General features: G+C 63.9%; 10 protein-coding genes and 1 pseudogene. 7 read left to right on the top strand and 4 right to left on the bottom strand.

What is annotated here, in order from left to right; translation table 11 throughout:
• Positions 1-350: 350 nt before the first annotated feature.
• Together pbpC and ACIU1A_RS14890 are read right to left on the bottom strand one after the other, a co-directional pair.
• Positions 351-2,459, bottom strand: coding sequence for a penicillin-binding protein 1C (gene pbpC, locus ACIU1A_RS14895; protein ID WP_404927608.1), 2,109 nt, complete (start codon positions 2,457-2,459; stop codon positions 351-353).
• A gap of 197 nt (positions 2,460-2,656) precedes the next feature.
• Entirely contained in the window at positions 2,657-8,155 is a 5,499-nt protein-coding gene (locus ACIU1A_RS14890; protein WP_404927607.1) for an MG2 domain-containing protein, read from the bottom strand.
• A 273-nt stretch (positions 8,156-8,428) separates the two neighbouring features.
• On the opposite strand from ACIU1A_RS14890, the gene ACIU1A_RS14885 reads away from it, so the two are divergent.
• The 6 genes and pseudogenes from ACIU1A_RS14885 to ACIU1A_RS14860 all read left to right on the top strand — a co-directional run.
• Positions 8,429-10,354 (top strand): autotransporter assembly complex family protein, encoded by a 1,926-nt coding sequence (locus tag ACIU1A_RS14885; protein WP_140521247.1) that lies wholly within the window; start codon positions 8,429-8,431, stop codon positions 10,352-10,354.
• Between the two features lie 2 nt (positions 10,355-10,356).
• Complete coding sequence (locus ACIU1A_RS14880) at positions 10,357-16,413, top strand: translocation/assembly module TamB domain-containing protein (RefSeq protein WP_404927606.1); 6,057 nt, start codon at positions 10,357-10,359, stop codon at positions 16,411-16,413.
• A gap of 262 nt (positions 16,414-16,675) precedes the next feature.
• Positions 16,676-18,334 (top strand): ABC transporter substrate-binding protein, encoded by a 1,659-nt coding sequence (locus tag ACIU1A_RS14875; protein ID WP_140495085.1) that lies wholly within the window; start codon positions 16,676-16,678, stop codon positions 18,332-18,334.
• A gap of 148 nt (positions 18,335-18,482) precedes the next feature.
• Entirely contained in the window at positions 18,483-19,517 is a 1,035-nt protein-coding gene (locus ACIU1A_RS14870; RefSeq protein ID WP_140521245.1) for an ABC transporter permease, read from the top strand.
• A 12-nt stretch (positions 19,518-19,529) separates the two neighbouring features.
• Positions 19,530-20,687, top strand: coding sequence for an ABC transporter permease (locus tag ACIU1A_RS14865; RefSeq protein WP_140495091.1), 1,158 nt, complete (start codon positions 19,530-19,532; stop codon positions 20,685-20,687).
• A 53-nt stretch (positions 20,688-20,740) separates the two neighbouring features.
• A pseudogene (locus ACIU1A_RS14860) lies at positions 20,741-23,038 on the top strand (dipeptide ABC transporter ATP-binding protein); the annotation flags it as partial.
• Positions 23,039-23,486: 448 nt separating this feature from the next.
• Here the strand turns inward: ACIU1A_RS14860 and ACIU1A_RS14855 are convergent.
• Entirely contained in the window at positions 23,487-24,077 is a 591-nt protein-coding gene (locus ACIU1A_RS14855) for a transglycosylase SLT domain-containing protein (RefSeq protein ID WP_140521244.1), read from the bottom strand.
• A gap of 16 nt (positions 24,078-24,093) precedes the next feature.
• A complete protein-coding gene (locus ACIU1A_RS14850; RefSeq protein WP_140516680.1) occupies positions 24,094-24,297 on the bottom strand; it encodes a hypothetical protein in 204 nt (67 codons plus the stop codon).
• Between ACIU1A_RS14850 and ACIU1A_RS14845 the strand changes: the two genes are divergently transcribed.
• The gene (locus ACIU1A_RS14845) at positions 24,296-25,834 is read left to right on the top strand and encodes a trimethylamine methyltransferase family protein (protein WP_140495097.1); all 1,539 of its coding nucleotides are present in this window, start codon (positions 24,296-24,298) and stop codon (positions 25,832-25,834) included. The two genes, ACIU1A_RS14850 and ACIU1A_RS14845, sit on opposite strands and share 2 nt — an antisense overlap.
• Positions 25,835-25,899: the final 65 nt, after the last annotated feature.

The raw sequence follows: 25,899 nt of genomic DNA, 5'->3' as shown, positions 1-25,899 counted from the left end.
TCGTTTTGGAGAAAATCTTGGACCTGATTTCGCGGTGCGGAGAAACATTTTCCCTCAAACGTCCCCTTGGCGAATCCCCATCGATCTATCTAGGAACAAGCGGTGCCGAAGCAAGCCGAGCAGCAGCTTGCGGTTTGCCGTCGCTTCGCTTGCGGTACAGGAAAATTGTCCGTTCCGGCGTAACGGATATCCGGGCGGATCGAGGGGCCGGCAACGCGGACGAAGTCGGCGGGCAGGGCGTCGGCGCGGGCTGGGAGGAGATTGCGGGTAAGGAACTAGCGTCGCGAGTATGTCGCGAGGCGCTGTACCTCAGGCGAAGAAGCGCAATCCTCTGAATTGCTTGCGCAATCTTATTCAACAAACACCTTCACACTTGCCGCGCGTCCCGCCGCATCGATTACGGTCAAGGTCGAGTAGCCGGTGCCGTCCGGTTGCCATGTCGCGGTGCGCCGGCGGTCGATGCCGGTCAGCGGCTTGCCGTTGGCCAGCCAGCGGAACGGGGCGCGCCCGCCTTGCAGCTTCAGTACCAGCGGCGAGGCGTCGGCCGAGTTGGTGGCGAGGTCGACGCGGGCGCCGTCGGGCGGAAAGATAATGGTTGGCGCGGGCTCTGTGGGGGTCGAGGCCTGAACCAGGCCGTCGGACCCGGCGCCGAAGCGGGCAAGCGTCACAGGCAGGTCGTTACGTCGAGGAGTGAAGGCGCCGGGGGGCTTGCCCGGCAGCGGCACGGTGGCGAGACCCGAGCGGACAAAGCCCTCGAACAGAATTGGGGCTGCCGACACATAGCCGGACAGGCCAGGCACCGCGCCTGCATCGGCCCGGCCGACCCAGACGCCCAGCACGTAACGGCCGTCGAAGCCGACCGACCAGGCATCGCGGTAGCCATAGGAGGTGCCGGTCTTGTAGGCGATGCCGCGCTGCAATGCACCCTCGGGCGGCTTGACGCCCGACAGAATGTCCATGATTTGCCAGCTCGCCTGGTCATCGAGGATGGTCGCGGTGGTGCGCTCGGCATCGGCCGGCTCGGTGCCATCATGCAGCGTGTGCGTCTTGCCGCCATTGGCGAGCCCTGTATAGAGCTGGACGAGATCGCGCAGCGTAATCCCAACGCCGCCAAGGCCGATGGCCAGGCCCGGCGCCTCGTTGACCGGCAGGATCGGGTTTACCCCAGCCTGGCGGAATCGGGTCGTCAGCCGCGCGGGACCGACCGCGTCGAGCAGGCGGATCGCCGGCACGTTGAGCGACAGTTGCAGCGCCTCGCGGATGCTGACGTCGCCCTGATAGCCCATATCGAAATTCTTCGGCCGGTAGCCGCCGAAATCGGCCGGGCTGTCCTCGATCAGCATTTCCTGCGCCACCAGTCCCTGTTCGAAGGCAAGACCGTAGATGAATGGCTTCAGCGTCGAGCCGGGCGAACGCACGACCTTGGTCATGTCGATCCAGCCGGAGCGGCTGGCGTCGAAGAAATTGGCCGAGCCGACTTCGCCCAGAATATCGCCGGTGCGGGAATCGGCCAGCACCATGGCGACGGAGAGACGCGCCCCAAGCTTGGCGGCGGCGTCGCGCGCTACCTGTTCCAGCCCTTCCTGGACGCTCTTGCGGATCGTCAGCTTGAGCGGCTGGCCGGGAACCGCCTTGGGCAGCATCGCATAGGCGGCGTGCGCGGCGAGCGCCGGCAAGCTACGGCGCAGGCCAGACACATCGTCGAGCCCGGCGCGCGCGGCCTCGCGTTCGCCAAGCAGGCCAGCCGAGGCCATGCGGGACAGCACGCGGTCGCGGGCGGCGTGCGCGATCGCGAGGTTGCGGTCGGGCCGGCGCTTCTCCGGCAGTTGCGGCAGGGCGACGAGAAGCGCGGCTTCCGAGACGGTGAGCCGCTTCGGCTCCTTACCGAAATAGGCGAGCGAAGCGGCCCGCACGCCTTCGAGATTGCCGCCATAGGGCGCCAGCGTCAGATAGCGTTCGAGGATCTCGCGCTTGGACAGCCGCCGCTCGATCTGGATGGCGCGCAGCATCTGCTTGAGCTTGGAGCCGAGGCTGCGGCTGTCGCGCGGCTCGATCAGGCGGGCGAGTTGCATCGACAGCGTCGAGCCGCCGGACACGATGTGGCCACTGGTGGCGAACTGGCCGGCGGCGCGGGCAAGCGCCAGCACATCGACGCCTTCATGGTTCCAGAAGCGCTTGTCCTCATAGGTGACCAACATGTCGACGAACTGCTTGTCGACCTGGTCGAGGCGGGTTTCGAGCCGCCAATAGCCGTCAGGGGTGGCGAAGGCGCGCAAAAGCTGGCCGTCGCGGTCCTGGACTTCCGTCGAGACGGTGAGCTTTTCCGGAAGCGGAGGCGGAAAGGCGCGGTCGAGCTGCCACAGGGTGGCGGCTGAAACAGCAATAACAGCCACCAAGGAGGTGCTAGCGATAGCCGCGCGGCGCAGGAATTTTCTTGAGGGCATGGCGCTGCCCCTCATCCGCCTGCCGGCACCTTCTCCCCGCATAGTGGCGGGGAGAAGGGAGCTGTCGCAATCGTCGGCGCCTTTTCTGTAATGTTGAAAATTGGCAAAAGTCTTGGTGCAGGGCCATTTCTCCCCGTCACTATACGGGGAGAAATGCCCGGCAGGGCAATGAGGGGCAGCGCAAACTTCACGTTCATGTCCGCCTCGACACCTTACGGCGCCTTGACCTCCATCATGCCGGTGGCGGTGCGGGCCGAATATTGCGGCCGGTACATGTCCTCCACCGTTGCGGCCGGATGAGCGTAGGTGCCCGGCGTCACGGCGCGCACGACATAGGCGAGCGTCAGATTGTGGTCGTGGTCGCCGTCGCTGGGGTTGAAGGCGGCGACGAAACGGTCGTCGCGGAATTCCAGATGCGCGGCGTCGGTCTGTGCCAGCCAGGAGAAGTTCGACAATTGCGCGCTGGAGACCAGGCCGGGATTGTCGATCTCGAAGCCGGCCGGCAAAAGGTCGGTGATCAAAAGGCGCGAAGGCCAGTTGTTCTGTTCATTGACCTTGAGCACGACGACATAGCGTTCGTTCTGGGTTGCCTCCGTCACATTGGCTTCGGTGCCGTCGAGCTTGTAATAGGTGCGCTCAATGGTGAAGCCGTCACCCCCGGCCGGCAAGGGCTGTACCGGCGATGCCACGGTGGTGACGACAGCCTGCAGCGGGGTCCTGCCGGTGTTGGCGATGGTGAGCGGGCTGTCGGCCAGATCGCTGCCGTTGATCTGGCTGGAATAGCCGCCGGAATGCGGTGCGCCGTTGACGGAAAGCGTGATCGAATCATTGCCTTGTCTGAGGGCGCGGGCCGCCAGCAGCATCCAGGATTCATCCTGGGTGCTGGTCCAGCGGACCTCGGCGCGTTCCCTGGTCACCAGCTTGATCAGCTCCGGTACGACCGATGGCACCGGCTTCGATTCCGCCGCAAGCGCCAGCATTGCCGCCCCGTCGCGCAGCGCCGAGCCGTAGTCGGAGCGATAGTAGTCATAGGCGGTGCTCGACTTGGCGAGCTGCAGGGCGATCTTGAACGTCGCTTCCGAACGTTGTGTGTCGCCATACAGCGCTAGGCTCGCCGCCAGTTGGGCAACGGCCATCGGGCTGGTGAACGCCTCGAGCTGGGTGTCCGCGTAATAGCGCAGGTCGCCGATCGAGGCCTTCTTGTTGCGGGCAAGCACGTAGAGCGCGTAAGCGATCTCGCTGCCGCGGTCCTGTACGCTCTGATCGTAACCGAGCGAGTTCTGCAGATTGCCCAGCGCCTGGTTCATGGCGAGCGCCGGCACATCGTATTTCTGCTCGCGCGCCCTGGTCAGGAAGTCGGTGACATAGGCGTCGAGCCATAGATCGCCGGAGCCCGGGCCCCACAGGCCGAAGCTGCCGCCCGAAGCCTGGTAGCTCAGCACCTTGTAGATCGCGTCCTGGATGCGGCCATGCAGCTCGGGATCGCTCTCCATGCCGACGCCCGAGGCCATTTCGTTGACATAGAGCAGGGGCATCGCCCGGCTGGTGGTTTGCTCGGCGCAACCATAGGGGTAGCGGTCGAGCGTCATCAGGAGCGAGGGCACATCGAAGGCCGCCGCCTGCGAAACGCCGACACTGACCGAAGCGCCGTCGAGCAGGCTTGCCGCCAAAAGCTCCTTGTCGACGCGCAGCGCGCCGCCATCGCCCTTGAGGTCGACCACCATGCGGGTGGTGACCGGCAGTTGTGCTGGACGGACCGGCACGTAGAGCGTCTGCTCGACCTTGGTGCCATCGGCGTGCGCCAGCTTGATGGTGAGCGAGGCATTGCCTGCCGTCTGTGCGATCAGCGGCACGGTCAGGGTCTGGCGCTTGCCCTGCGCCAGCGTCAGTTTCTGGGGCAGGGGCTTGTCGCCCGTCGAGAGGTCCCTCGTCGTGTCGATCGACAGCGCGTAGTCGCCGGCCGGGCCGTCGGTGTCCGCAATGTCGAGCCGCATGACGGCGGCGTCGCCGGGCGCCAGGAAGCGCGGCAGGCCGGCGGTGATCACCACCGGATCGCGCACGATCACGTCCGACTGGGCGTGGCCGACCGCTTCCTTGGTCCAGGCGACGGCCATGACGCGAACCGTGCCGTTGAACTGCGGAATATCGAAGTCGACGCGTGCCTTGCCGTCGGCATCGAGCTGCACCGGGCCGGAGAAGAAGGCGACCAGCTTTTCGGTCGGCGGGCTGCCCTGCGCCTGCATGTTGGCGCCGTCGCCGCCGGTCCTGAGCTTGCCCATCGTGCCGAGCGAACCGTCGATGAGGCGGCCGTAGAGATCACGGATTTCCATGCCCAGCATGCGCTGGCCGAAAAACCAGTTCTCCGGGTCCGGCGCCTTGTAGTTGGTCAGGTTGAGGATGCCGACATCGACGGCGGCGACAGTGACATAGGCGTTGCTGCCGGGCTCCACGCCGGCGACCGCGACCGGGATCGACAGCTGCTGGCGCGGCATGGTCTTGTCCGGCGGGGTAAGGGTGACGGCGAGCTTCTTCGAGCCCGGATCGACCTTCAGCCATTTCACGCCGATGGCGCGGGCCGGCATGCGGCTTTCCTGCGCGTCGCCAGGCCGGAACAGGGTTGCCGTGACATAGGCGCCGGCGCCCCAGTCGTCGCCGACCGGGATGTCGACCGTGCTGCCGCCGGCCGGCACCGACGCCGTGACGGTCTTCAACAGCTTGTCGGAACCGATGTTGACCAGAAGTTCGCCGGCAAAATGCGGCGAGACCTTGAGCCTGGCCACTTCGCCGGCGGCATAATTGCCCTTGTCGAGGGCGATCTCGAGACCATCAGGCGTTTCGGTGGTGGTGGAGGAGACATACCAGCCGCCATCGAACTCATAGCTGGTCGCGGGTCCTTCCGGATCCGCCGTCTCGACCTCGAGCCGGTAGCGGCCCCAGTCGACCGGGATCGACACTGTCGCCTCGCCGTCGGCGCCAAGGTCGACCTGGCCATTGGCGATCGATTTGGTGAAGGTGACGGGTTCGTAATTCCATGAGTTGTTGGAGCGGTACCACTGGTAATTGCGCTCGACCTTGACCAGCGACCATTGCGCACCTTTCAGCGCCTCGCGCTGGCCGTCGGGGTCGACGGCGATCAGGCTGAATTTCGCCGTGCCGCCCTGCGGCACTTCATCATCGGCAAAGTCCGGCCGGATGCCGATCATGTGGCCTTGCGGGCGGATGCCGATGTTGAGCGAGCGCTCGATGGCGCGGCCGCCGGTCTCACGCATACGGACCGTCACCTTGGCGTCGATGAGCTTCGTGGTCGACGGCAGTTGCTCGACGGAGACCGGGAAGGTCGCCTTGCCATCCTCGCCGACCACCGGAAGATCGGTGAACGGGGTGACGGTCGGTTCCGACGACTGCTCGTCGGCAAGGCCAAAGGAATAGCCGTTGAAGCGGTCCCAGTCACGCGCGGTCGACAGGGTCAGTTCGCCTTCGAGCGCGAGGCCAGCAGCCGGTGCGCCATAGAGAAAGCGGCCGTCGACGGTGATGTTGGCGGTTTCGCCCTGCGCGATCTCCTGCTTGTCTGCCTTCATGTCGAATTCGATGCGGTCCGGCACGAAATCCTCGACCAGGAACATCTGGCTGGCGACGGCCGGTTGCTTGGGATCGGTATAGATCGATACCGACCAGGTGCCGCGCATGGCATTTGGCTGGAGCGGCAGATCGACGGCGTGCCCGCCGGCTGACGCGCCATCGCTGACGACGCGGCGATCCTCGACGCCGTCCGGGCGCGAGAAGATGAAGGTCAGCGGCAGGTTCTCGACCGCCTTGGCGGCGCCGTCACGGGCAAGAGCCGCAACATGCACCTCCTCGCCGGCGCGGTAGATGCCGCGCTCGGTCCAGGCGTAGACATCGAGCGCGCCCGGCGCTGCGCGTCCAGTGACGCCGCGGTCGGACAGGTCGAAACCGGCGCGGGCCATGTCGAGGAAGACAAAGTCGTTATCGCCCTGTCTGGCCATCAGCACGGCCGGCACCATGCCGCCGTCGCCGCGCGTCAGGCCGGGATTGAACACGGCATGACCATCGGCATCCGAAGTCGCGGTGCCGAGGATCTCGTTGTTGCGGGCAACCAGCGTCAGTTCGGCGCCCGCTATCGGCTTGGCGCTGCCCAGCGAACGGGCATAGACATTGAGCCCGTCCTGACCGGTATAGGTCGAGAGGCCGATATCGGAAACGACGAACCATTGCGTGGCCATCGAGTTGTAGTCGTCGCTCTTCTCGCTGACAGCCTGGGCAGTCAGCACATAGACGCCGGGCTTGCGCCGCGGCAGCGCCTCGTCGACCGGGAAGGAGGTGGTGACCTCCTTGTTCAGGTCGTTGGCGATGTCGAGCTGGCCTTCCCAGACCGGCTCGCCCATCTGCTCGGAAATGTTTGAGATGTCGTAGCTGTCGAGCTGATGCAGGAACTGGTAGCCGGACAGAAGCTGGGCCAGCGAGCGGTCGCCGATGCGATAGAGCTTCATCTCGGCGGCGTTCATGTTGACGGTGACGACGGGGATGCCGCGGCGCGCACCGGCCGGCAGCACGAAGCTGTCGCCGGTGAAGCGGGCCGAAGGCGCACGGTCCTGCACGTAGATCGACAGCACGACGGGCGCGGCGGTCACTTCGCCGATGGCGGCCGGCAGGCCGGCGCGGAAGGTCACGTCATAATGCTGGCCGTGTTCCAGTCCTTCGACGCAAATCTGCTTGTCCTTGGCTTCAACGCCTTTGGGCGGCTGGTTGTCGACGGTGACGAATTGTGCGTAATCGACGCCGGTCTTGACCAATTCCTCGGAGAATTGGGCGCAGATGCGCGGGGCGCTGGTGTCGGCATCGACGGTGTGGTCGATGACGCGGAAACCCTTGCGAGCCTTGAGATCAGAATAGTCGGCCTGGACCGCAGGCGAAGGTACCAGGGCAAGGCTGGCTTCATAGGCCTGCAGGGCGGGGCGATAGAGGTCGCGCTTGTCGAGGCCGGAGCCGATGAGCGCCAGCGTCTCCGCCCGCGTCCTGGCTGTACGCAGGAGCTTGTAGGCATTGAAGGCGGCCGACGTACCGTTTGCCGGCAAGGTGGAGGCCTCGGATGTGTTGGCCGCCGGCTGCACGGCAAGCGTTTCGCGCGCCAGGTTGAGCCAGAGCTGGCCATCGTCGGGCATGACAGAGACCGCGGCCTCGTATTTCTGCACGGCAGTGCGATGATCGCCGGTGAGCACCGCCTGCTCGGCCGCCGTGGTCAGCGCGGCCATGCCCTCGGTCGGCCTGTCATAGGCCGGGCCGAGCAGCCGGTTACGGTATTGCTGGGCCTGGTCAGCCATCCAGTTGGGGAAGAAGGCGAGTTCCGGCGGCGCGCCGATGTCGGGGTCGCCGTCGATATTGACGACCTTGCCCGCGACCGCGCCGTTGAAGGGCTTCAACTGGTTATAATCGGATTTGAGGAAGCACCATTTGGCCTTGGTGTTATAGGTGAAGGCGCGGCAGGCGGGATCGCCCAGGCAGGTGGTCTTGCATTGATCGAGCGTGACGTTCTGGTCGGACCGGAGGTCGAAACCGAAATAGTCGGAATTGTCGGTCGTTGCGACTCGCCGTGCTTCGGCCGCTTGCGCGACGTTACCCCAGGCCAAGACATTGGCCCAGGCGAAGAAGAGAAGGATCAGGAAAGACAGACGACGAGCCGCGCGCATTGCCATAACACCCTCCAGACAATTTGCAGACGTCCGGGCATGTTCAAGCTTCACTCAGGCTTGTCAACATGAGGACGCGGCAGGGTTCCGCCTGCCAACGGTTTCCTTTCCGGCCAACAGCCGGTAGTACCTCCATAGGACAGGGGATCACGCATTCTTGCGGCAATGCAAAAGGTGTGAATTCCAAGCCCGTCCTATTTCAGACAATTGGATTGTGGCCCCTTTACGAGCGCTTCAGAACTTCATTCCAATTTTAGGTTTGTAAAGTAGGTTGTCTTAATGCCGGCGTATGAAAGGCAGATGTCAGGGGGTACCGAGCCAAAGCGCGTGCTTTCGCGCGCGCTGCTTCTGGCCGTGATCTGCTGCTCGCTGATCGCCGGGCTGGGACCGGCGGCCGCCTTCGAAATCTTCGGCATCAAGCTGTGGGGCTCATCGAGCGATGAGGATGCCGACATCGTCGATCCGATGCGCTACGCCGTGACCATCTCCGCGCCCGACGCCGACAAGGACCTGGTAAAAAAGCTCGAAAACGCCTCGGCGCTGAAGAGCGACGAAGACCATCCCGTCTCCGGCTCGCTCGGTCTGATGGCCAAGGCGCGCAGCGATCGAGAACAGCTTGTGGCGGCGCTCTACGCCGATGCCCGCTACGAAGGCGTCGTCACCATCACCATCGAGGGCAAGCCGCTGGACGAATTGCCGCCGGACGCCGAATTCAAGGGTCCGCAGCCCATTCCCGTGGCCGTCAACATCGCCGCGGGTCCCAAATTCACCCTCGGCGATATCCGGCTGGAGGGTGACGCCGCTGGACTGATGAGCGCCGATTACGGCCTGATATCAGGCGGCGACGCTGGGTCTGGCGCGGTGCTCAAGGCCGAGGCGCTGATCGTGCGCACGCTGAAGGAGCAGGGCAGGCCGCTGGCCGAGGTGACCAGCAGGCACATCGTCGCCGACCATGACACGTCGACCCTCGACGTGACGCTGACGGTTGCTGCCGGGCCAGTCGCCGGCTATGGCGCGACCACGGTGGAAGGCACCGAGAAGGTCGACCGCGACTTCACCGAATACATGACCGGGCTGAAACGTGGCCGGCAATACTCGCCTCAGGAGATCGACGATGCGCGCGACAGGCTGCTGGCGCTCGAGGTCTTCAACAGCGTGACTTTCAAGGAGGCCGACAAGCTCGATGCCGAGGGCAACATTCCGATCGGTGTCCAGGTCAGCGAGCGCAAGCCGCGTTATTTCGGGCTGGGCGGCACCTTCTCGAATACGGAAGGGCTGGGGCTGGAGGGGTATTGGGGCCATCGCAACCTGTTCGGCCGGGCCGAGAAGCTGCGCATCGACGGAGCCATCAGCGGCATCGGCAGCAATGACCTGTCCGAATTGAACTACAATGCCGGCATCATGTTCGAGAAACCCGGCGTGATCGGGCCGGCATCTAAATTCTTCGCCGGCATCAAGACCGTGCTCGAACATCCCGACGCCTACGACCATTTCTCGGTCAAGGGCAACACCGGCCTGTCCTATGAACTGACCAAGAACCAAACCGTGTCGGCCGAGGTCGCGCTCGACTATTCACGCATCCACGATTCCTTTGGCAAACATAAATACCTGATCGCCAGCATCCCGCTGCAATATGTCTATGACAACAGGGACGTCAGGCTGAACCCGACCAAGGGCTTCAGGTTGCTGGCCTATGCCGAGCCGAGCTACGACATATTGAGCGGTGCCGCCTTCCTCAAGCTGAAGGGCGAGGGATCGGCCTATCAGTCGCTGGATACCGCTTCGAAATTCGTGCTGGCGGAACGTGTCGCACTTGGCTCGATCGTCGGCACCAGCCTGCAGAACGTGCCTGCCGACCGGCGTTTCTATTCCGGCGGCGGCGGCTCGGTGCGCGGCTATGCCTATCAGGGCATCGGCCCCAAGGATTTCACCGGCCAGCCGATCGGCGGCCTGTCCTTCTTCGAGACCTCGGTTGAGATGCGTATCGCCATCACCGACACGATCGGCATCGTGCCGTTCGTCGATGCCGGCACGGTATCGACGAAGTCGTTCCCCGATTTTTCCGACGTCAAGGTGGGCGCCGGTGTCGGCTTGCGCTATGTGACGCCATTCGGGCCGCTGCGTATCGACGCCGCCGTGCCGCTCAACCGCGACCCAGGCGACCCTCATTTCGGCATCTATGCCGGCATTGGCCAAGCGTTTTGAACATGAAGACGGTCTGGCGCATCCTTCGCATTTTTCTCTACACGCTGCTGATCGTGGTAGCAGGCGCCATCGGCGCGCTTTTCGTGCTGACCAAGACCGAGCGTGGACGCGACAATCTCGCCGGCATCATTTCGCGCCTGGCCTCGAGCGACGAGCGTAAGGTCACCGTCAGCGGCATCGACGGTATCTGGTCGGGCGCGCTCAGTGTCGACCATGTCGTGCTGGAGGACCGCGAGGGCGCCTGGCTGGTGGCGCGCAAGGTGGCCATCGACTGGTCGCCGCTGGCACTGTTGTCCAAAAACTTCAGCGCCGACCGCATCGCGGCGGAGCGCATCGAACTTGCGCGTCTGCCGGTGGCCGGCACGCAGCAGCCGGCGCAAGGCGGCGCGACGACGCTGCCGGTTTCCATTGACATCAAGCAGATCGACTTGCCGGAAGTCGCGCTCGGCCAACAACTGGCCGGCAGCGGCATCGCCGAACTCGCCGCCAAGGCCTCGGTGAAGGCCGACGCCGCACCGCTGTCGGTCGAGACGGTGCTCAACATTACCCGCCATGACGGCAAACAGGGCAATGTCGACGCGCAGATCCATTTCGCGCCAGCGGACAACAAGCTCGACCTCAACCTCAAGGCGTCGGAACCGGCCGGCGGCATCATCGCCAATCTGCTCAATCTGCCGGACACGCCGCCGGTCGACATCGTCGTCTCGGGCACCGGGCCGCTGGCCAACTGGAGTGGCGTCGGTACCTTCCTTGTCGATCATCGGATCGTAACCCAGCTCACCGGCCGCCATCAGCTCACCGACAAGGGTAACTATCTCGAAGCCAAGGGCGACGGCGATTTCGCCCGCTTCCTGCCGGAGAACCTGAAACCATTGTTTGCCGGTAAGACCAGCTTCGATATGGCGGGCACCGCCACGACGGCGGGCGGGATCAGTGTCGACCGGGCCAACATCGACAGTGATGCCGTGCACGGCACCGCGACCGGTATCGTCGATCCCGCCGGAGCCAGCGATCTTTCGGTCGAACTCGCCGCCAAGGGGCCACCCGTGGTGGTTAGCGTCGGCAGCAAGGCGCAGCCGATCACGCTGGCGATCAAGAATGCCACCGCCCGGGCGTTCGGCGACGGCAAGGCGCCGGTCGTCGATATCGGCGCCTCCTTCGTTTCGATCGTCGTCGGCGGCACGCGGCTAGACGACGTGGCGGCGCAGATACACTCCGACGGTTTCGACATCCAGAACCGCACCGGGCCGGTTACCGTCAAGCTTGGGGCCGGTGGCCTGAAAACCGACGTCGCGACGCTGGCGCCGCTGGTCACTGGCAAGGTCGATGTCGGCCTGGCTGGTTCCCTCAGCAAGGACGCCATTGTCATCGATCAGGGCACGCTCCGGTCCGATGCGCTCAATGCCTCGCTGACGGCGACCGTGGCGCTCGCCGACCTGTCGATGCAGCTCAAGATGAATGCCGATGCCGTGGCGACCGCCTTCCCGCAGCAGATCGCCTCGGTGCTCGGCGGGCGGGTGAAGTTCTCGGCCACAGCGTCGCGCGATCCGCAGGGCTCGTTCGCCGCCAACTCGATCGAACTCACGTCCGGTTCGCTCAGCGCCAGCGGTACCGCCAGCATGCAAGGTACCGACATCCTGGCCGATATCAAAGGCAGGCTGGGGGATGTTTCGGTGCTGTCGCCGACGGTCGGCGTCCCGGTCGAGGGCGGTGTCGATTTCGCCCTGTCGGCAAGCGGCGCCATGACCGCGCCGGATTTCACGGTTTCCGCCAACAGCGATAGCCTGACGGCCTCGGGCCGCACGGTGAAGTCGATCAAGCTGACCGCGAGCGGCAAGGCCGACATTGCTAGCCCTTCCGCCAATGTTTCGCTGACCGGCGCCGTCAACGACCAGCCGCTCGACATCAAGGCGGCGCTGGTGACGAGCGAAGGCAAGCGCTCGATCAATGGCTTTGCGGTGTCGCTGGGTGACAACAAGGTGTCGGGCGATCTGGCACTGGATGACAAGTTCATGCCGCTGGGCACGCTCATTCTTTCTGCGCCTGCAATCGATCAGCTTGCGGCGCTGGCCGGCCAGGCGGTGACCGGCGACATCAACGGCACCATTCGCTTTGCCAAGAGTGGCGACGTGCCCTCCGTTGCCATTGACGCGAAGAGCACGTCGATCGCGCGCGGCGAGGTGACGGCCAGCACAATCGCCGTCAATGCCTTGATTGCCAACTATCTCAAGGCGCCGGCGATTTCAGGCTCGATCAAGGCCGATGCTGTGACGTCGGGGACCACCCAAGTCGGCGGCATCATCGTCGATCTGAAGCGCGACGGAGACTGGACGAATTTTGCCGGCGGCGCCACCGTATCCGGCATTCCAGCGAAGGCGGCGGGGCGCGTGAAGATCGCCGATGGCGTCACCAGCGTCGAGATCGCCTCGGGCGAGGCTACGATTCGCGGCATCAAGGCGGCAATTGCCGAGCCATCTATGCTCAGTATCGCCGATGGCACCACCAGCATCGAAAAATTAGCGCTCGATGTCGGCGGCGGCTCGGTGGCGCTGTCCGGTACCGCCGGCCAGACGCTCGATCTCGCGGCAAAGGTCTCCGCCTTGCCGGCTGCCCTTGCCAACGGCTTTTCGCCCGGCCTCGATGCCGCTGGAACGCTTGATGGCAGCGCTGAGGTAACGGGCTCGCCGTCGGCTCCGGACGTCCGGTTCAATGTGCAACTGGCCGGTGTCGAAACAAGCCAAACCCGCCAGACTGGGCTTGGGCAGCTCGCAGTCGACGCGGCCGGCCGCTACACCATGGCCGGCGGCGTCGTCCTCGATCACGCGACGCTCTCCGGTGACAAGGTTTCCGGTCAAGCTGCCGGCACGATCAATCCGAACGGCGCCAGCGATTTCGCCCTTGACCTCGTCTCATCCGGTCCAAGTCTGCCGCTCACGGTCGGAAGCGCCGAGAGTCCCATCAAGATCGAGGTCCGGTCGCTGTCGGCAAAGGTGGCGGGCGAGAGCACGCGGGCCCGATTGGATATGTCCGCGATCCTGCCCTCGATCGCGACGAGACCGGCGAAGGTGGACGGACTGAGCCTGGCATTGCACTCGGATGCGTTCGATCTGAAGAACCGCGCCGGGCCGGTTTCGGGCACAGTTTCGGTGGATAGGGTTGGGCTCGACAATCCCACCATCGCGCCGCTGATCGCCGGCAAGGTCACGGCCGCGCTCAGCGGGCGCCTGTCAGCCGACGCTGTCGCCATCGACAGCGGCTCGCTCAAAAGCGACGCGCTCAACAGCCAGGTCGCCGGCCTGGTGTCGCTGCGTGACGGCGCCATCGACCTCAAGCTGAAGGCGGATGCTCCATCGTCGGCCCTGCCGGCCGCAGCACGCGGCATGCTTGGCGAACGGGCGCAGTTGAGCGCCACGCTGAAGCGCGAGCCCAACGGTAATATCGCCATAGGCGGATTGACGCTGGCCTCCGGCGCGCTGACCGCACAGGGGCAGGCGAGCCTTGCCGACAATACGCTGGCCGCCGACATCAAGGGCGTGCTGGGCGATGTTTCGCTGCTGTCGAAGGATGCCAAAGGCGCTATCGCCTTTGCGCTGAATGCGCAGGGCCCGGCGACCGCGCCGGATCTGTCGCTGACCGTCGACAGCGACAAGCTTTCGGTGGCGTCGCGCGAGATCACCGGGCTCAGACTAACCGCCACCGGCAAAGCCGACGCGGCCAAGCCGGCGGCCAATGTGCAGCTGACAGGCAATGTCGCGGGCCAACCCTTGCAAGGCAGTGCGGTGCTGGCGACCGCGGACGGCAAGAGCGCCATCAATGGCCTGCTTTTGTCGCTGGGCCAAAACAGGATTTCCGGCGACCTGGCGCTGGACGACAAGTTCATACCCGAAGGCACGATCTCTCTCGACCTGCCCGATATAGGACCGCTTGCCGCATTGGCGCTGGAAAAAGCGGAAGGCGATGTGCGCGGCACGATTGCGTTCTCGAAGAACGGTGCCGCACCGCAGGTCGCCATCAAGGCTACGACCGCCTCGGTCACGCGCGGCGATCTTCAGGCGAAGGCCGTGTCGATCGACGCATTGATCGCCAATTACCTCGCCGCTCCGGTCATCTCCGGAAAAATCCATGCCGACACCGTCACGTCGGGCGGCACGGTGATCAGCGGCATCGATGTCGACCTGAAGCGTGACGGCGACTGGACCGGCTTTTCCGGCGGCGCGACGGTGAAAGGAATTCCGGCGAAGGCCGCGGGCCGCGTGAAGGCGGCCAACGGCACGACGACCATAGAGCTTGCTTCCGGCGAGGCGACCGTCCAAGGCATAAAGGCTGCCATCGCGCAGGCTTCGACCGTCACCATCGCCAATGGCACGACGACGCTGGACAGGCTGGTGCTCAATCTGGGCGGCGGCACGGCGACGGTGACCGGCAAGATCGGGCAGGCGCTCGACATCAACGCGGCGCTGGCGCGGGTGCCGATCTCGCTTGCCAACAGTTTTTCGCGGGGTCTCGATGCCGCCGGTTCGATTTCGGGCACGGTGAAGGTCACCGGGGCACCAGCCAGCCCCAGTGTGGCGTTCAACCTCGACGCTGCCGGCGTGCAGACTTCGCAGACCCGCGGCGCGGGGGTCGGTGCGGTGAGTGTTTCTTCCTCCGGCACCTTTGCCGGCAACAAGCTGACCTTCAACGCCAATGTCAGCGATGGGGCCGGCCTTGGTCTCAAGGGGGGCGGCACGGTGACGACATCAGGCACGCCGGCGCTCGCGCTCGACTTCAATGGCGCCGTGCCGTTCGGCATCCTCAGTCAGAAGCTCGCCGCGCAAGGCCTGTCGCTAACGGGGACCGCCAATGTCAATGTGCAGGTACGCGGTCCCGCGACATCGCCGGTCATCGGCGGCAGCATCAGCACGTCGGGCGCCCGCCTGCTCGACGCGCGTTCCGGGCTTGCGGTCAACGACATCGCAGCCGAAATTTCCATCGGCAATGGCTTCGCCAGGATCAACCGGCTGACCGGGACGCTGTCGACGCGCGGCAGCCTGTCGGCCAGCGGCACGGTCGGTATCAATCCGGCGCAGGGGTTCCCGGCCGATCTGTCGATCAAGCTCACCGACGGCCGCTACACCGATGGGCGGGTGGTCACCGCCAATCTTGGCGGCGACCTGACGATCAAAGGACCGCTGACGTCGGCGCCGGTGATTGCCGGCACCGTCAACCTTGCCAAGACCGTGATCACCGTTCCGGACAAATTGCCAGGTTCGCTTTCGGCGCTCGATGTCAAACACAAGAACGCGCCCGGCGCGGTGAGGGCGCAGGACAAGGCATTGCGCCCGGCCACGACCAGCGGCAAGACGGGTGGCAGCGGCCTTGTGCTGGATGTCACCGTCAACGCGCCGAACCAGATCTTCATCCAGGGCAGGGGCGTGGACGCCGAACTCGGCGGCTCGCTCAGGCTGACCGGTCCGGCCTCATCGCCGCAAGCGGTCGGCACTTTCACGCTGCAACGCGGGCGGCTGTCGATTCTCGGCAAGCGGCTGACCTTCACCGAGGGCACGGTCGGCTTTTCTGGCTCGCTGGTGCCCTATCTCAACCTGACCGCGACAACGACCACGAGCAGCAGCACCACCGTCACCATCGTGGTGTCGGGCGAGGCGACCAATCCGAAATTCACCTTCACCTCGGTGCCGGCGCTGCCCGAGGACGAGGTGCTGGCGCAACTGATCTTCGGGCGGTCCATGTCGAACCTGTCGCCGCTGCAGATCGCGCAACTGGCCGAAGCCGCCGGGCAACTCGCCGGTGTCGGCGGCTCGACGTCGCTGCTGGAAAACCTGCGCAGCGCGATCGGCGTCGACGATCTCGATGTCACCACCGACGAAAAGGGCGGCACGGCGGTTTCTGCCGGCAAGTACCTCAACGACCGCACCTATGTGACGATCCAGAAAGGCGACAAGCCGGGCTCGGGCAAGGCCACGATCGACCTCAACGTGGGACGCGGCGTCAAACTGCGCGGCGAGGCGACGGACGCCGGCGAAGCCAAGGGCGGCATCTTCTACGAGAAGGAATATTGAAGCGGAGACTTGGGCTGGCCCTCATCCTGGCGAGGGCTGGTCCTGTCGCAAACCGCGCCAATGTCTCAGTTTAATCGCCTGAAGAGATTTAGTGGAAATCCGTCGCGCACTAGCAATTTTGCGCCAAGACTGTCGCTATCACGCGAACCGCTCCCCCTCCAAAGTTGCACATTCGTCAATATGTTCCCAACCATGCCGTCTTTGACATCATGGCCTGGATGCGGAATGTTAATCGGCGGAAAGCCAACAATGGGAGTTAGTCATGACAATCTACAAGAGTAATGGCGATAGCGTTCCGGATCACATCCTGGCCATGGCCGAAGAGGCCAAGTCGGGTAAGGTCGATCGCCGCGAATTCCTCGCGCTTGCCAGCGTCTTCGGCGCTTCGACGGCCATGGCCTATGGCCTTCTGGGGCTCGCCGCCCCGACGCCGGCCAAGGCCGAGGACGTGCAGGGTAAGAAAGGCGGCGTGCTCAAGGTGGCAATGTCGGTGAAGGATCCCAAGGATCCGCGCACGGCCGACTGGTCGGAAATCTCCAATGCCGAGAGGCAGGCGCTCGAGCCGCTGGTGAAATACACCCACCAGTACACATTCGCGCCCTATCTCCTGGAAAGCTGGGACATCAATGACGACGCCACCGAGTACACGCTGCATGTGCGGCCGGGCGTCGAGTGGAACAATGGTGACAAGTTCACCGCCGACGACGTGATCTACAATTTCACCCGCTGGGCCGACAAGGCCGCGGAAGGCAACTCCATGCCGGGCCGCCTCGGCAGCCTCGTCGATGACAAGACCAAGAAATTGCGCGAAGGGTCGGTCATCAAGGTCGACGACATGACCGTCAAGCTGAAGCTCACCAAACCCGATATCGCCATCATCCCCAACCTGACCGATTATCCGGCACTGGTGGTGCACAAGAGCTTCGACGAGAAGGGCGCCAACTTCAAGAACTGCCCGATCGGTACGGGTCCGTTCGAGCTCGTCTCCTATGACGTCGGCCAGAAGGTCGTCTACAAGCGCCGCGAGACCGGCAAGTGGTGGCAGGGCGAAGCCTTCCTCGATGGCGTCGAGTTCATCGATTACGGCACCGATCCGGCCGCAACGGTTTCGGCCTTCGAATCGGGCGAAGTTCAGACCAACCATGAGACGACCGCCGACTACGTCAAGATCATCGCAGACGTCGGCGCGCCGCCTTCCGAGGTCGTGACCGCCGCCACCGTGGTGTCGCGCTTCAACGTCAACGCCAAGCCTTATGGCGACCAGAAAGTGCGTCAGGCGATGTGTCTGGCCGTCGACAACTCGGTGGTGCTGCAGCTCGGCTACGGCAATGCCGGCACGCCGGCCGAGAACCACCATGTCGCGCCGATCCATCCCGAATATGTCGAGCTGCCCAAGATCAAGCGCGACATCGCCAAGGCCAAGCAGATGCTGACGGAAGCCGGCGTGATCGATTTCGAACACGAGCTGATCAGCAACGACGAGGACTACCACAAGAACACCACGGACGCGATCGCGGCCCAACTGCGCGAGGCTGGCATCAAGGTGAAGCGCACCGTGCTGCCGAGCTCGACCTTCTGGAACGACTGGACGAAATATCCGTTCTCGGAAACCAACTGGAACATGCGTCCACTTGGCATCCAGGTCATCGCCATCGCCTACCGCTCGGGTGAAGCCTGGAACGAGACGGCCTACGCCAATCCGGACTTCGACAAGAAGGTCAACGAGGCGCTCGGGATCGCCGACGCGGAGAAGCGCAAGGTGGTGATGAAGGACATCGAGCAGATGCTGCAGGATTCCGGCATCATCATCCAGCCTTACTGGCGCAAGCTCTACATCAACATCAAGCCCGAGGTGAAGAACCACTCGATGCACCCCACCTACGAGCACGACTTCGGCAAGGTCTGGCTCGATCAGGCGTGACCCACAGCCTGTCGGGAGCGGGGCGCCAGCGCCTTTCGCTCCCGCGGCATCGCCGCCGTTGCATTGGATGCAGCGGCGGCGTGACGTCACAAGGTTTTTGATACAGGGTTGAACCTATCTGACCCCAACCCGGCCGGCAGGGGGTACAATGTTCTCATTCATCGCCAGACGCATCGGCACGATACTGCTCACGATGCTGTGCCTGACGCTGGTCGTCTTCTTCCTCGTCAATCTGGAACCCAACCTGAAGAAGCTGGCGATCAGCCAGACCGAGATGCACACCTCGGCCGAACAACTGGAAAGCTGGCTGGTCAATCATGGCTACCGGCAGAACTTCTTCGTGCGCTACGGCCAATGGCTGGGCGTCGTGCCCAAGCAGCCGGTAACCGATCCGGCGACCGGTAAGCCGGCGCAGCGCTTCTCCTTCTGCAATGATCCGGCCGAGCCGAAGTTCTCCGGCGTGCTCCAGGGTGATTTCGGCTGCTCGACCAAATTCAAGACCACGGTGGGGGCCAAGCTATTCCCTGCGCTCGGCGCCACGGGCATCCTGATGTTCTGTGTGCTGGCGGTGATGGTGCCGGTCTCGCTGCTGATCGGCATCCTGGCCGGCATGCGCGAGGGGTCGCGCACCGACCGGGTGCTGTCGGTCGCCTCGATCGCCTCGACGGCGACGCCCGAATATGTATCGGGCGTCATCTTTACCGTCATCTTCGCCTCCTGGCTTGGCTGGCTGAACGGATCCGCCGCATCGGCAAGCCAGGGCATCACCTTCTATAACTTCACGCTGCCGGTGATCACGCTGGCCATCTACGGCATCGGCTACATCGCGCGCATGACGCGTGCCTCGATGGTCGAGGTGATGACGCAGCAATATATCCGCACCGCCCGGCTGAAGGGTCTTTCCTTCAAAAGCGTGGTGGTCAAGCACGCGCTGCGCAACGCTCTGATCGCGCCCTTCACCGTGATCATGCTGCAGTTTCCGTGGCTGCTCACCGGCGTCGTCATCGTCGAGGTGATGTTCCGCTATCAGGGCTTCGGCTACACGCTGGTCGAGGCCGCAGGCAACAACGACATCGACCTTTTGCTCGGCTGCTCGCTGGTCTCGGTGTTCATCGTCCTGATCACGCAGCTCATTTCCGATGTCGGCTACGCGTTCCTCAATCCGCGCATTCGGGTCCAGTAGGGGAGACGGCGCATGCAAGCCCAATATATCGGCGCCTCCACCGTCGTCCTCGAAGTGCTCTGGCGCTTCTGGCCGGTCTGGCTCGCGCTTCTCATCGTCATGGGCGCGAGCTTCCTCTACAAGAAGAAGCTGGCTCTCTACGGCCAACTGTTCGACAGCGGCGTCGGCATAGCGGGGGTGGCCATCTGCCTGTTCTGGCTGTTCACGGCGATCTTCGCCTCGACCATCTCGCCTTTCGATCCGCTCGGCCAGATTCCCATCATGAAGGATACACTGCCCGGAGCCATCGAACCGCAATCGGGCCTCGCTTATCTATTCGGTGGCGACAAGCTCGCCCGCGATGTCTTTTCACGCATGGTCTATGGCAGCCAGATCGTCCTGATCATCGCGCCGGCGGCGACCGGCTTCGCGCTCATGGTCGGCATCACGCTCGGCCTGCCGGCCGGCTATTATGGCGGCAAGATCGATACCGTTTTGTCGTTCCTGGCCAATCTCGTGCTGGCCTTCCCGGTTATCCTGCTGTTCTACCTCCTGGTGACGCCGGGCATCATGGACACGCCGATCCCCTACGCGCTGGCCGGCGTTTTCTTCCTGTTCCCGATTATTTTCTTCTGCGTGCTGTTCTGGACGCGCTACAAGAACCGTTCCGACCGGATCTACATCCTGCTCGGACTGACGCTGGTGGTCGGCGGCTGGATCTATGCCGGCCTGGTGTTCGATGCCGACCCGCTGAAGATCGTGCATATCGATCCCAACCAGCTCAACATCTTCGTGGCGGTGGTGTTCGCCTCCAGCCCGGGCGTGTTCCGCATCGTGCGTGGCCTGACCATGGATATCAAGACGCGGGACTATGTGGCGGCGGCCCAGACGCGCGGTGAGTCGCCATGGTACATCATGCTGTGGGAGATCCTGCCCAATGCGCGCGGACCGCTGATCGTCGATGCCTGCCTGCGCATCGGCTACACAACCATCCTGCTCGGCACGCTGGGCTATTTCGGCCTCGGGCTGGCGCCGGAAAGTCCCGACTGGGGCACTGCGATCAAGGATGCCAGCCGGCTGCTGCGTTCCTTCATCCACCCGGCACTGCCGCCGACGATCGCGCTGATGTCGTTCGTGCTGGGGCTAAACCTGCTCGCCGATTCCCTGCGCGAGCAATCGATGAAGGATTGATGGCGGGGTCCTCGACCCTACTTGCCCGGAAGAACCAAGGATTGGAGCGACCCATGAACGAGGCAGTTCGAAATCCGGCCAGGCCGAACAATGGGCCGATCATCGAGATCGAGAACCTGTCGATCTCCTTCTTCACCCGCAAGGGCGAGATACCGGCCGTGATGGATTTTTCCTGCACGGTCATGCCCGGCGAGGCGATGGGCATTGTCGGCGAATCCGGCTGCGGCAAGTCGACCGTGTCGCTCGGCATCATGCGCGACCTCTCCAACATCGGGAAGATTGTCGGCGGCAAGATCAAGTTCCAGGGCAAGGACATGGGCGAGCTCTCCGAGGAGGAGCTGCGCAGCATCCGCGGCAACAAGATCGCCATGATCTACCAGGAGCCGATGGCGAGCCTGAACCCGGCGATGAAGATCGGCCAGCAGTTAATGGAAGTGCCGCTGATCCATGACAAGGTGTCGAAGGAAGAGGCCTATAAACGTGCGCTCGAAATGGTGCGCTCGGTGAAGCTTCCCGATCCGGAACGCATGATGCGCTCCTATCCGCACCAGCTTTCGGGCGGCCAGCAGCAGCGCATCGTCATCGCCATGGCGCTGCTGTCGAAGCCGGCGCTGCTTCTCCTCGACGAGCCGACGACGGCGCTCGACGTAACGGTGGAGGCGGGCATCGTCGAACTGGTCAAGGGGCTGGGCGAGAAGTTCGGCACCTCGATGATCTTCGTGTCGCACAATCTTGGCCTGATCCTGGAGACCTGCGACCGCATCACGGTGATGTATTCGGGCGAGGCCGTCGAGACCGGCAAGATCAAGGACGTGTTCGACCGGATGCGCCATCCCTATACGCAGGGCCTTTTCCGCTCGATTCCACTGCCGGGCGCCGACAAGAACTCGCGGCCGCTGATCTCGATCCCCGGCCAGCTGCCCCTGCCGCATGAAAGGCCGAAGGGCTGTAATTTCGGTCCGCGCTGCCACCATTTCGTCGAGGGCGTCTGCAACGCCGCCGAAATCCCGATGATCGAAGTCGCGGGACATGAAGGTCATTTCTCGCGCTGCGTGCGCTTCAACGAAATCGATTGGGACGCCCTGCCGCCCGGCGCCAAAAAGGTCAATGAGAAGGTCGTGCCTGGCGCACCGGTACTCAAGATCGAGGACTTGAGAAAATACTACAAGGTTGGCGGCAGCGAGGTGTTCGGCTCAAGCGAGGGCCGCGTCGTCAAGGCCAACGAGACGATTTCGTTTACGGCGCGCGAATCCGAAACCGTCGCCATTGTCGGCGAATCCGGGTGCGGAAAATCGACGCTGGCCAAAGTACTGCTCGGGCTCGAGACGGCGAGCTCCGGCAAGGTCACGCTCGCCAACAAGGAAATCCAGTCGACCGGCATCGAGAGCCGCAGCGTCGACACGGTGTCGTCGATCCAGATGGTGTTCCAGAACCCGTTCGATACGCTCAACCCCAGCCATTCGGTCGGCTCGCAGATCATCCGCACACTGGAAAAATTCAACGTCGGCAAGACCGTCGCCGACCGGCGCAAGCGCATGCTGGAATTGCTTGACCTGGTGAAGCTGCCGCGCGCCTTCGAGAGCCGCAAGCCGCGCCAGCTTTCGGGTGGCCAGAAGCAGCGCATCGGCGTGGCGCGCGCCTTTGCCGGCGATGCCAAGGTGGTGGTGGCCGACGAGCCGGTCTCGGCGCTCGACGTGTCGGTGCAGGCGGCGGTGACCGAGCTGCTGATGGACATCCAGCGCAAGAACAAGACGACGATGCTGTTCATCAGCCACGATTTGTCGGTCGTGCGCTATATCGCCGACCGGGTCGTCGTCATGTATCTCGGCTATATCGTCGAGCAAGGTACGACCGACCAGATCTTCGCGCCGCCCTATCATCCCTACACCGAGGCACTGCTTTCGGCGATCCCGATCGCCGACACCAGCGTGGTCAAGAAGCACATCGTGCTGGAGGGCGACATACCCTCGGCAATGAACCCGCCGACAGGCTGTCCATTCCAGACGCGCTGCGGCTACAAGAGACTGGTGCCGGATAATCTCTGCGAAACCAAGGTGCCGCCGGTAAAGAACCTGGGCGGCGGGCACATGAGCCTGTGCTGGCTCTCGGACGACGTTCTGGCGACGATGGAGCCAGTGATCAAGTTCGACAAGCAGCATGCCGACCATGAGGGCGTGCCGGACGACGCGCCGCATGGGGCCGGCCCGGGCTTTGCCGGTCAGCCACCCAACCGACCACATGGCAAGACCGGCAGTGCGGAAGCCAGCGCGGTGGGAGAGGACGCCGAGGAGACAGAAGCCGTGTGGCGAGCCCGCCGCCACGAGGTGCGCGACGAGGTCTCCGAAACAGGTGCACCGGCGACCGATGCCAACGCGACCTCCGCGCCTTTCACGCCGAGAACGCTTGGCGAGGGCCGCCAGGCAGAGAATGCGCGTGTCGCACCAATTAGCGGCCGTGCGGCCAGACCAGGCGCGGCGCGCGATGGCGCGGCCGACAGGAACCGACCCGCCGGCATCTTCAAGCCTGCCAAGCCGGACGACTTGAAATTGATATCCGGCGTGGGTCCGAAGACGGAAGCCATCCTCAATGGCCTCGGTATCTTCACCTACGCTCAAATTGCCTCGTGGAAGAAGGCCGAACGGGAGTGGGTCGACGACCATTTGAGATTCCAGGGCCGCATCGAGCGCGAGGACTGGGTCAAGCAGGCGAAGGCGCTCGCCAAGGGCGGCGAGGCGGAATACATCAAGGTGTTCGGCAGGAAGCCGCGCTGACAGATGCTGTCGTTGTAGCGGGAGCCCTTTAGCTGCCGCACTGCCTTAGCTGTTCGGCATAGTCGCGGGCCATCTTGTCGGTGGCCCGGGCATAGCTCTGGACGCCGGAATCGCCACGATTGCCGCGGCCATAGGCGGTCCAGCCGAGATAATAGGCAAGGTAGAGATTGTAGGTGTCGTTGCGGGCGACGCCGTAGGTATCCGCTGTCTTGGAATGGTACCAGCCGACGAAATCGACGGCGTCGGCGAATTTGGTCCGGCGCGCCGCCCAGTTGCCGGTTTCGCTCTGATATTGCGACCAGGTGCCGTCCAGCGCCTGCGAGAAGCCGGTGGCCGACGAGACGTGCTTCCATGGGATGAAACCGAGCAGTTTGGTGCGTGGCGGCCGGGCGTTGCTCTTGAATCCCGATTCCTTGCGCACGGTCGCCATCAGCACGGGGACGGGCACGCCGTATTTCTGCTCGGCGCGTTCGGCGGCCGACTGCCAATTGTCGAACCAGCCGTCATTCTGGTCAAAGACGGCGCAGACATTGTTGATGTGGCTGGGGGCCGTCGCACAGGCCGAAAGTGCCAGCAGCATACCAACCGCTACAATTTTACTAAAACTCGACCTACGCATCGGCAGAGCAATAGGCTCAAATCATAAAGGGAATCTTGCTGCCCTCGTTAACGGGCCGCCGATGCGGGCGCTTCAGAAAAATGCCATATTGATCACCCGACATATCTTGTCGCTTTTCATAAATCGATGTTTCGAAAATGCCGCCTCGGTTAAAATCGCGCCCGCAAACGGCGTATTTCTGACAGCTGGCGCGGTTTGCCGAGGCTTTGATGCCTGGCATGAACGAACCAAGACGCAAGCGCGGCGCCGAGCGCACCAGCAACCGGGGACCAGGGCCTATCCCGCAGCTGCCGGCGAGGCGGGTGACCAATCCTTATCCGCCGATGGCCTTGCTGTCGCCCGACCAGATCGAGGCGATCCATCAGGCGTCGATGCACATATTGGAGAATTTCGGCATCGAGGTGATGAGCCCGCGGGCGCTCTCGCTGTTCGAGCAGGCCGGTGCCAGCGTGGACCACGCGTCGGCGAACGTGCGCATTGACCGCGGCATGGTCGACGAGGCGCTGAAGACGACGCGGTCCAATTATTCCCTTACACCGCGCAATCCGGCCAACGCCGTTCATCTCGGCGGCAACACAATCAATTTCACGCTCGTTGCGGGGCCGCCCAATGTGCACGACATGGCGCGGGGCCGCCGCCCCGGCAATTTGCGCGACTATGCGGACCTGACCCGGCTGGCGCAGCATTTCAACTGCGTGCACATGCTCGGCAACCAGGTCTGCGCGCCGGTCGAATTGCCGGCCAATTCGCGCCATCTCGACACCTATTTCACCAATCTGACGCTGACCGACAAAAGCTTCCATGTTTCGGCGATCGGTCGGGGCAGGGCGCTGGACGGGATCGAGATGATGGCGATCGCGCGCGGGCTGACGCTGGACCAGTTGCGCGACGATCCCGGCATCGCCACCATCATCTCGGTCAACTCGCCGCGCCGTTTCGACGAGATGATGGCCGAGGGGCTGATGACGATGGCCGAATTCGGCCAGTCTGTGGCAGTGACGCCGTTCACGCTGATGGGCGCGATGAGCCCGGTGACGCTGGCGGGTGCGCTCGCGCAGCAGAATGCGGAAGCACTGTTCGGCGTAGTCCTGACGCAACTTGTGCGTCCGGGCGCGCCGGTCATGTATGGCGCCTTTACCTCCAATGTCGACATGAAGTCGGGCGCGCCGGCCTTCGGCACGCCTGAAAACACCAAGGCCAACATCGCGTCGGGGCAATTGGCACGGCGTTACGGGCTGCCCTACCGGACAACGCCGGGCTCGGCCTCCAACGCCGCCGATGCGCAAGGCGCTTACGAGACGTTGATGGCGCTGTGGGGCGCTGTGCTCGGCCACGGCAACCTCGTCTATCACGCCGCCGGCTGGCAGGAGGGCGGGCTGACGGCGTCGTTCGAGAAATTCATCATCGACGTCGAAATGATCCAGCACATGATGGAGTTTTTGCGCCCGATCGTGGTCGACGAGGCCGAGCTTGCCGTCGAGGCGCTGGGCGCGGTGCCGACCGGCGGCCATTTCTTCGGCGAGCCGCACACGCTGGAACGTTATGCGACGGCCTTCTATCAGCCGATGCTTTCGAACTGGCAGAATTTTGAAGCCTGGCAGGAAGCCGGCGGCCTCGACGCAACCGCGCGCGCCACGCGGTTGTGGAAGAAGGCGCTCGAAGACTATGTCGAGCCGCCGATGGACGTCACCGTGCGCGAAGCGCTGGAGGCCTACGTGACCAAGCGCAAGGAAGCGATTGGGGCGGGCGAGCCGTGATGCGCCACGAACGTCCCGTTTTGAATCATCTAGCCCATCCAACTCACTGATATCAGAGAAGAACC

Origin of the sequence: Mesorhizobium maamorense, assembly GCF_044998965.1 — a bacterium.
GTDB lineage: Bacteria > Pseudomonadota > Alphaproteobacteria > Rhizobiales > Rhizobiaceae > Mesorhizobium.
This window is presented reverse-complemented; position numbering and strand designations above follow the sequence as displayed.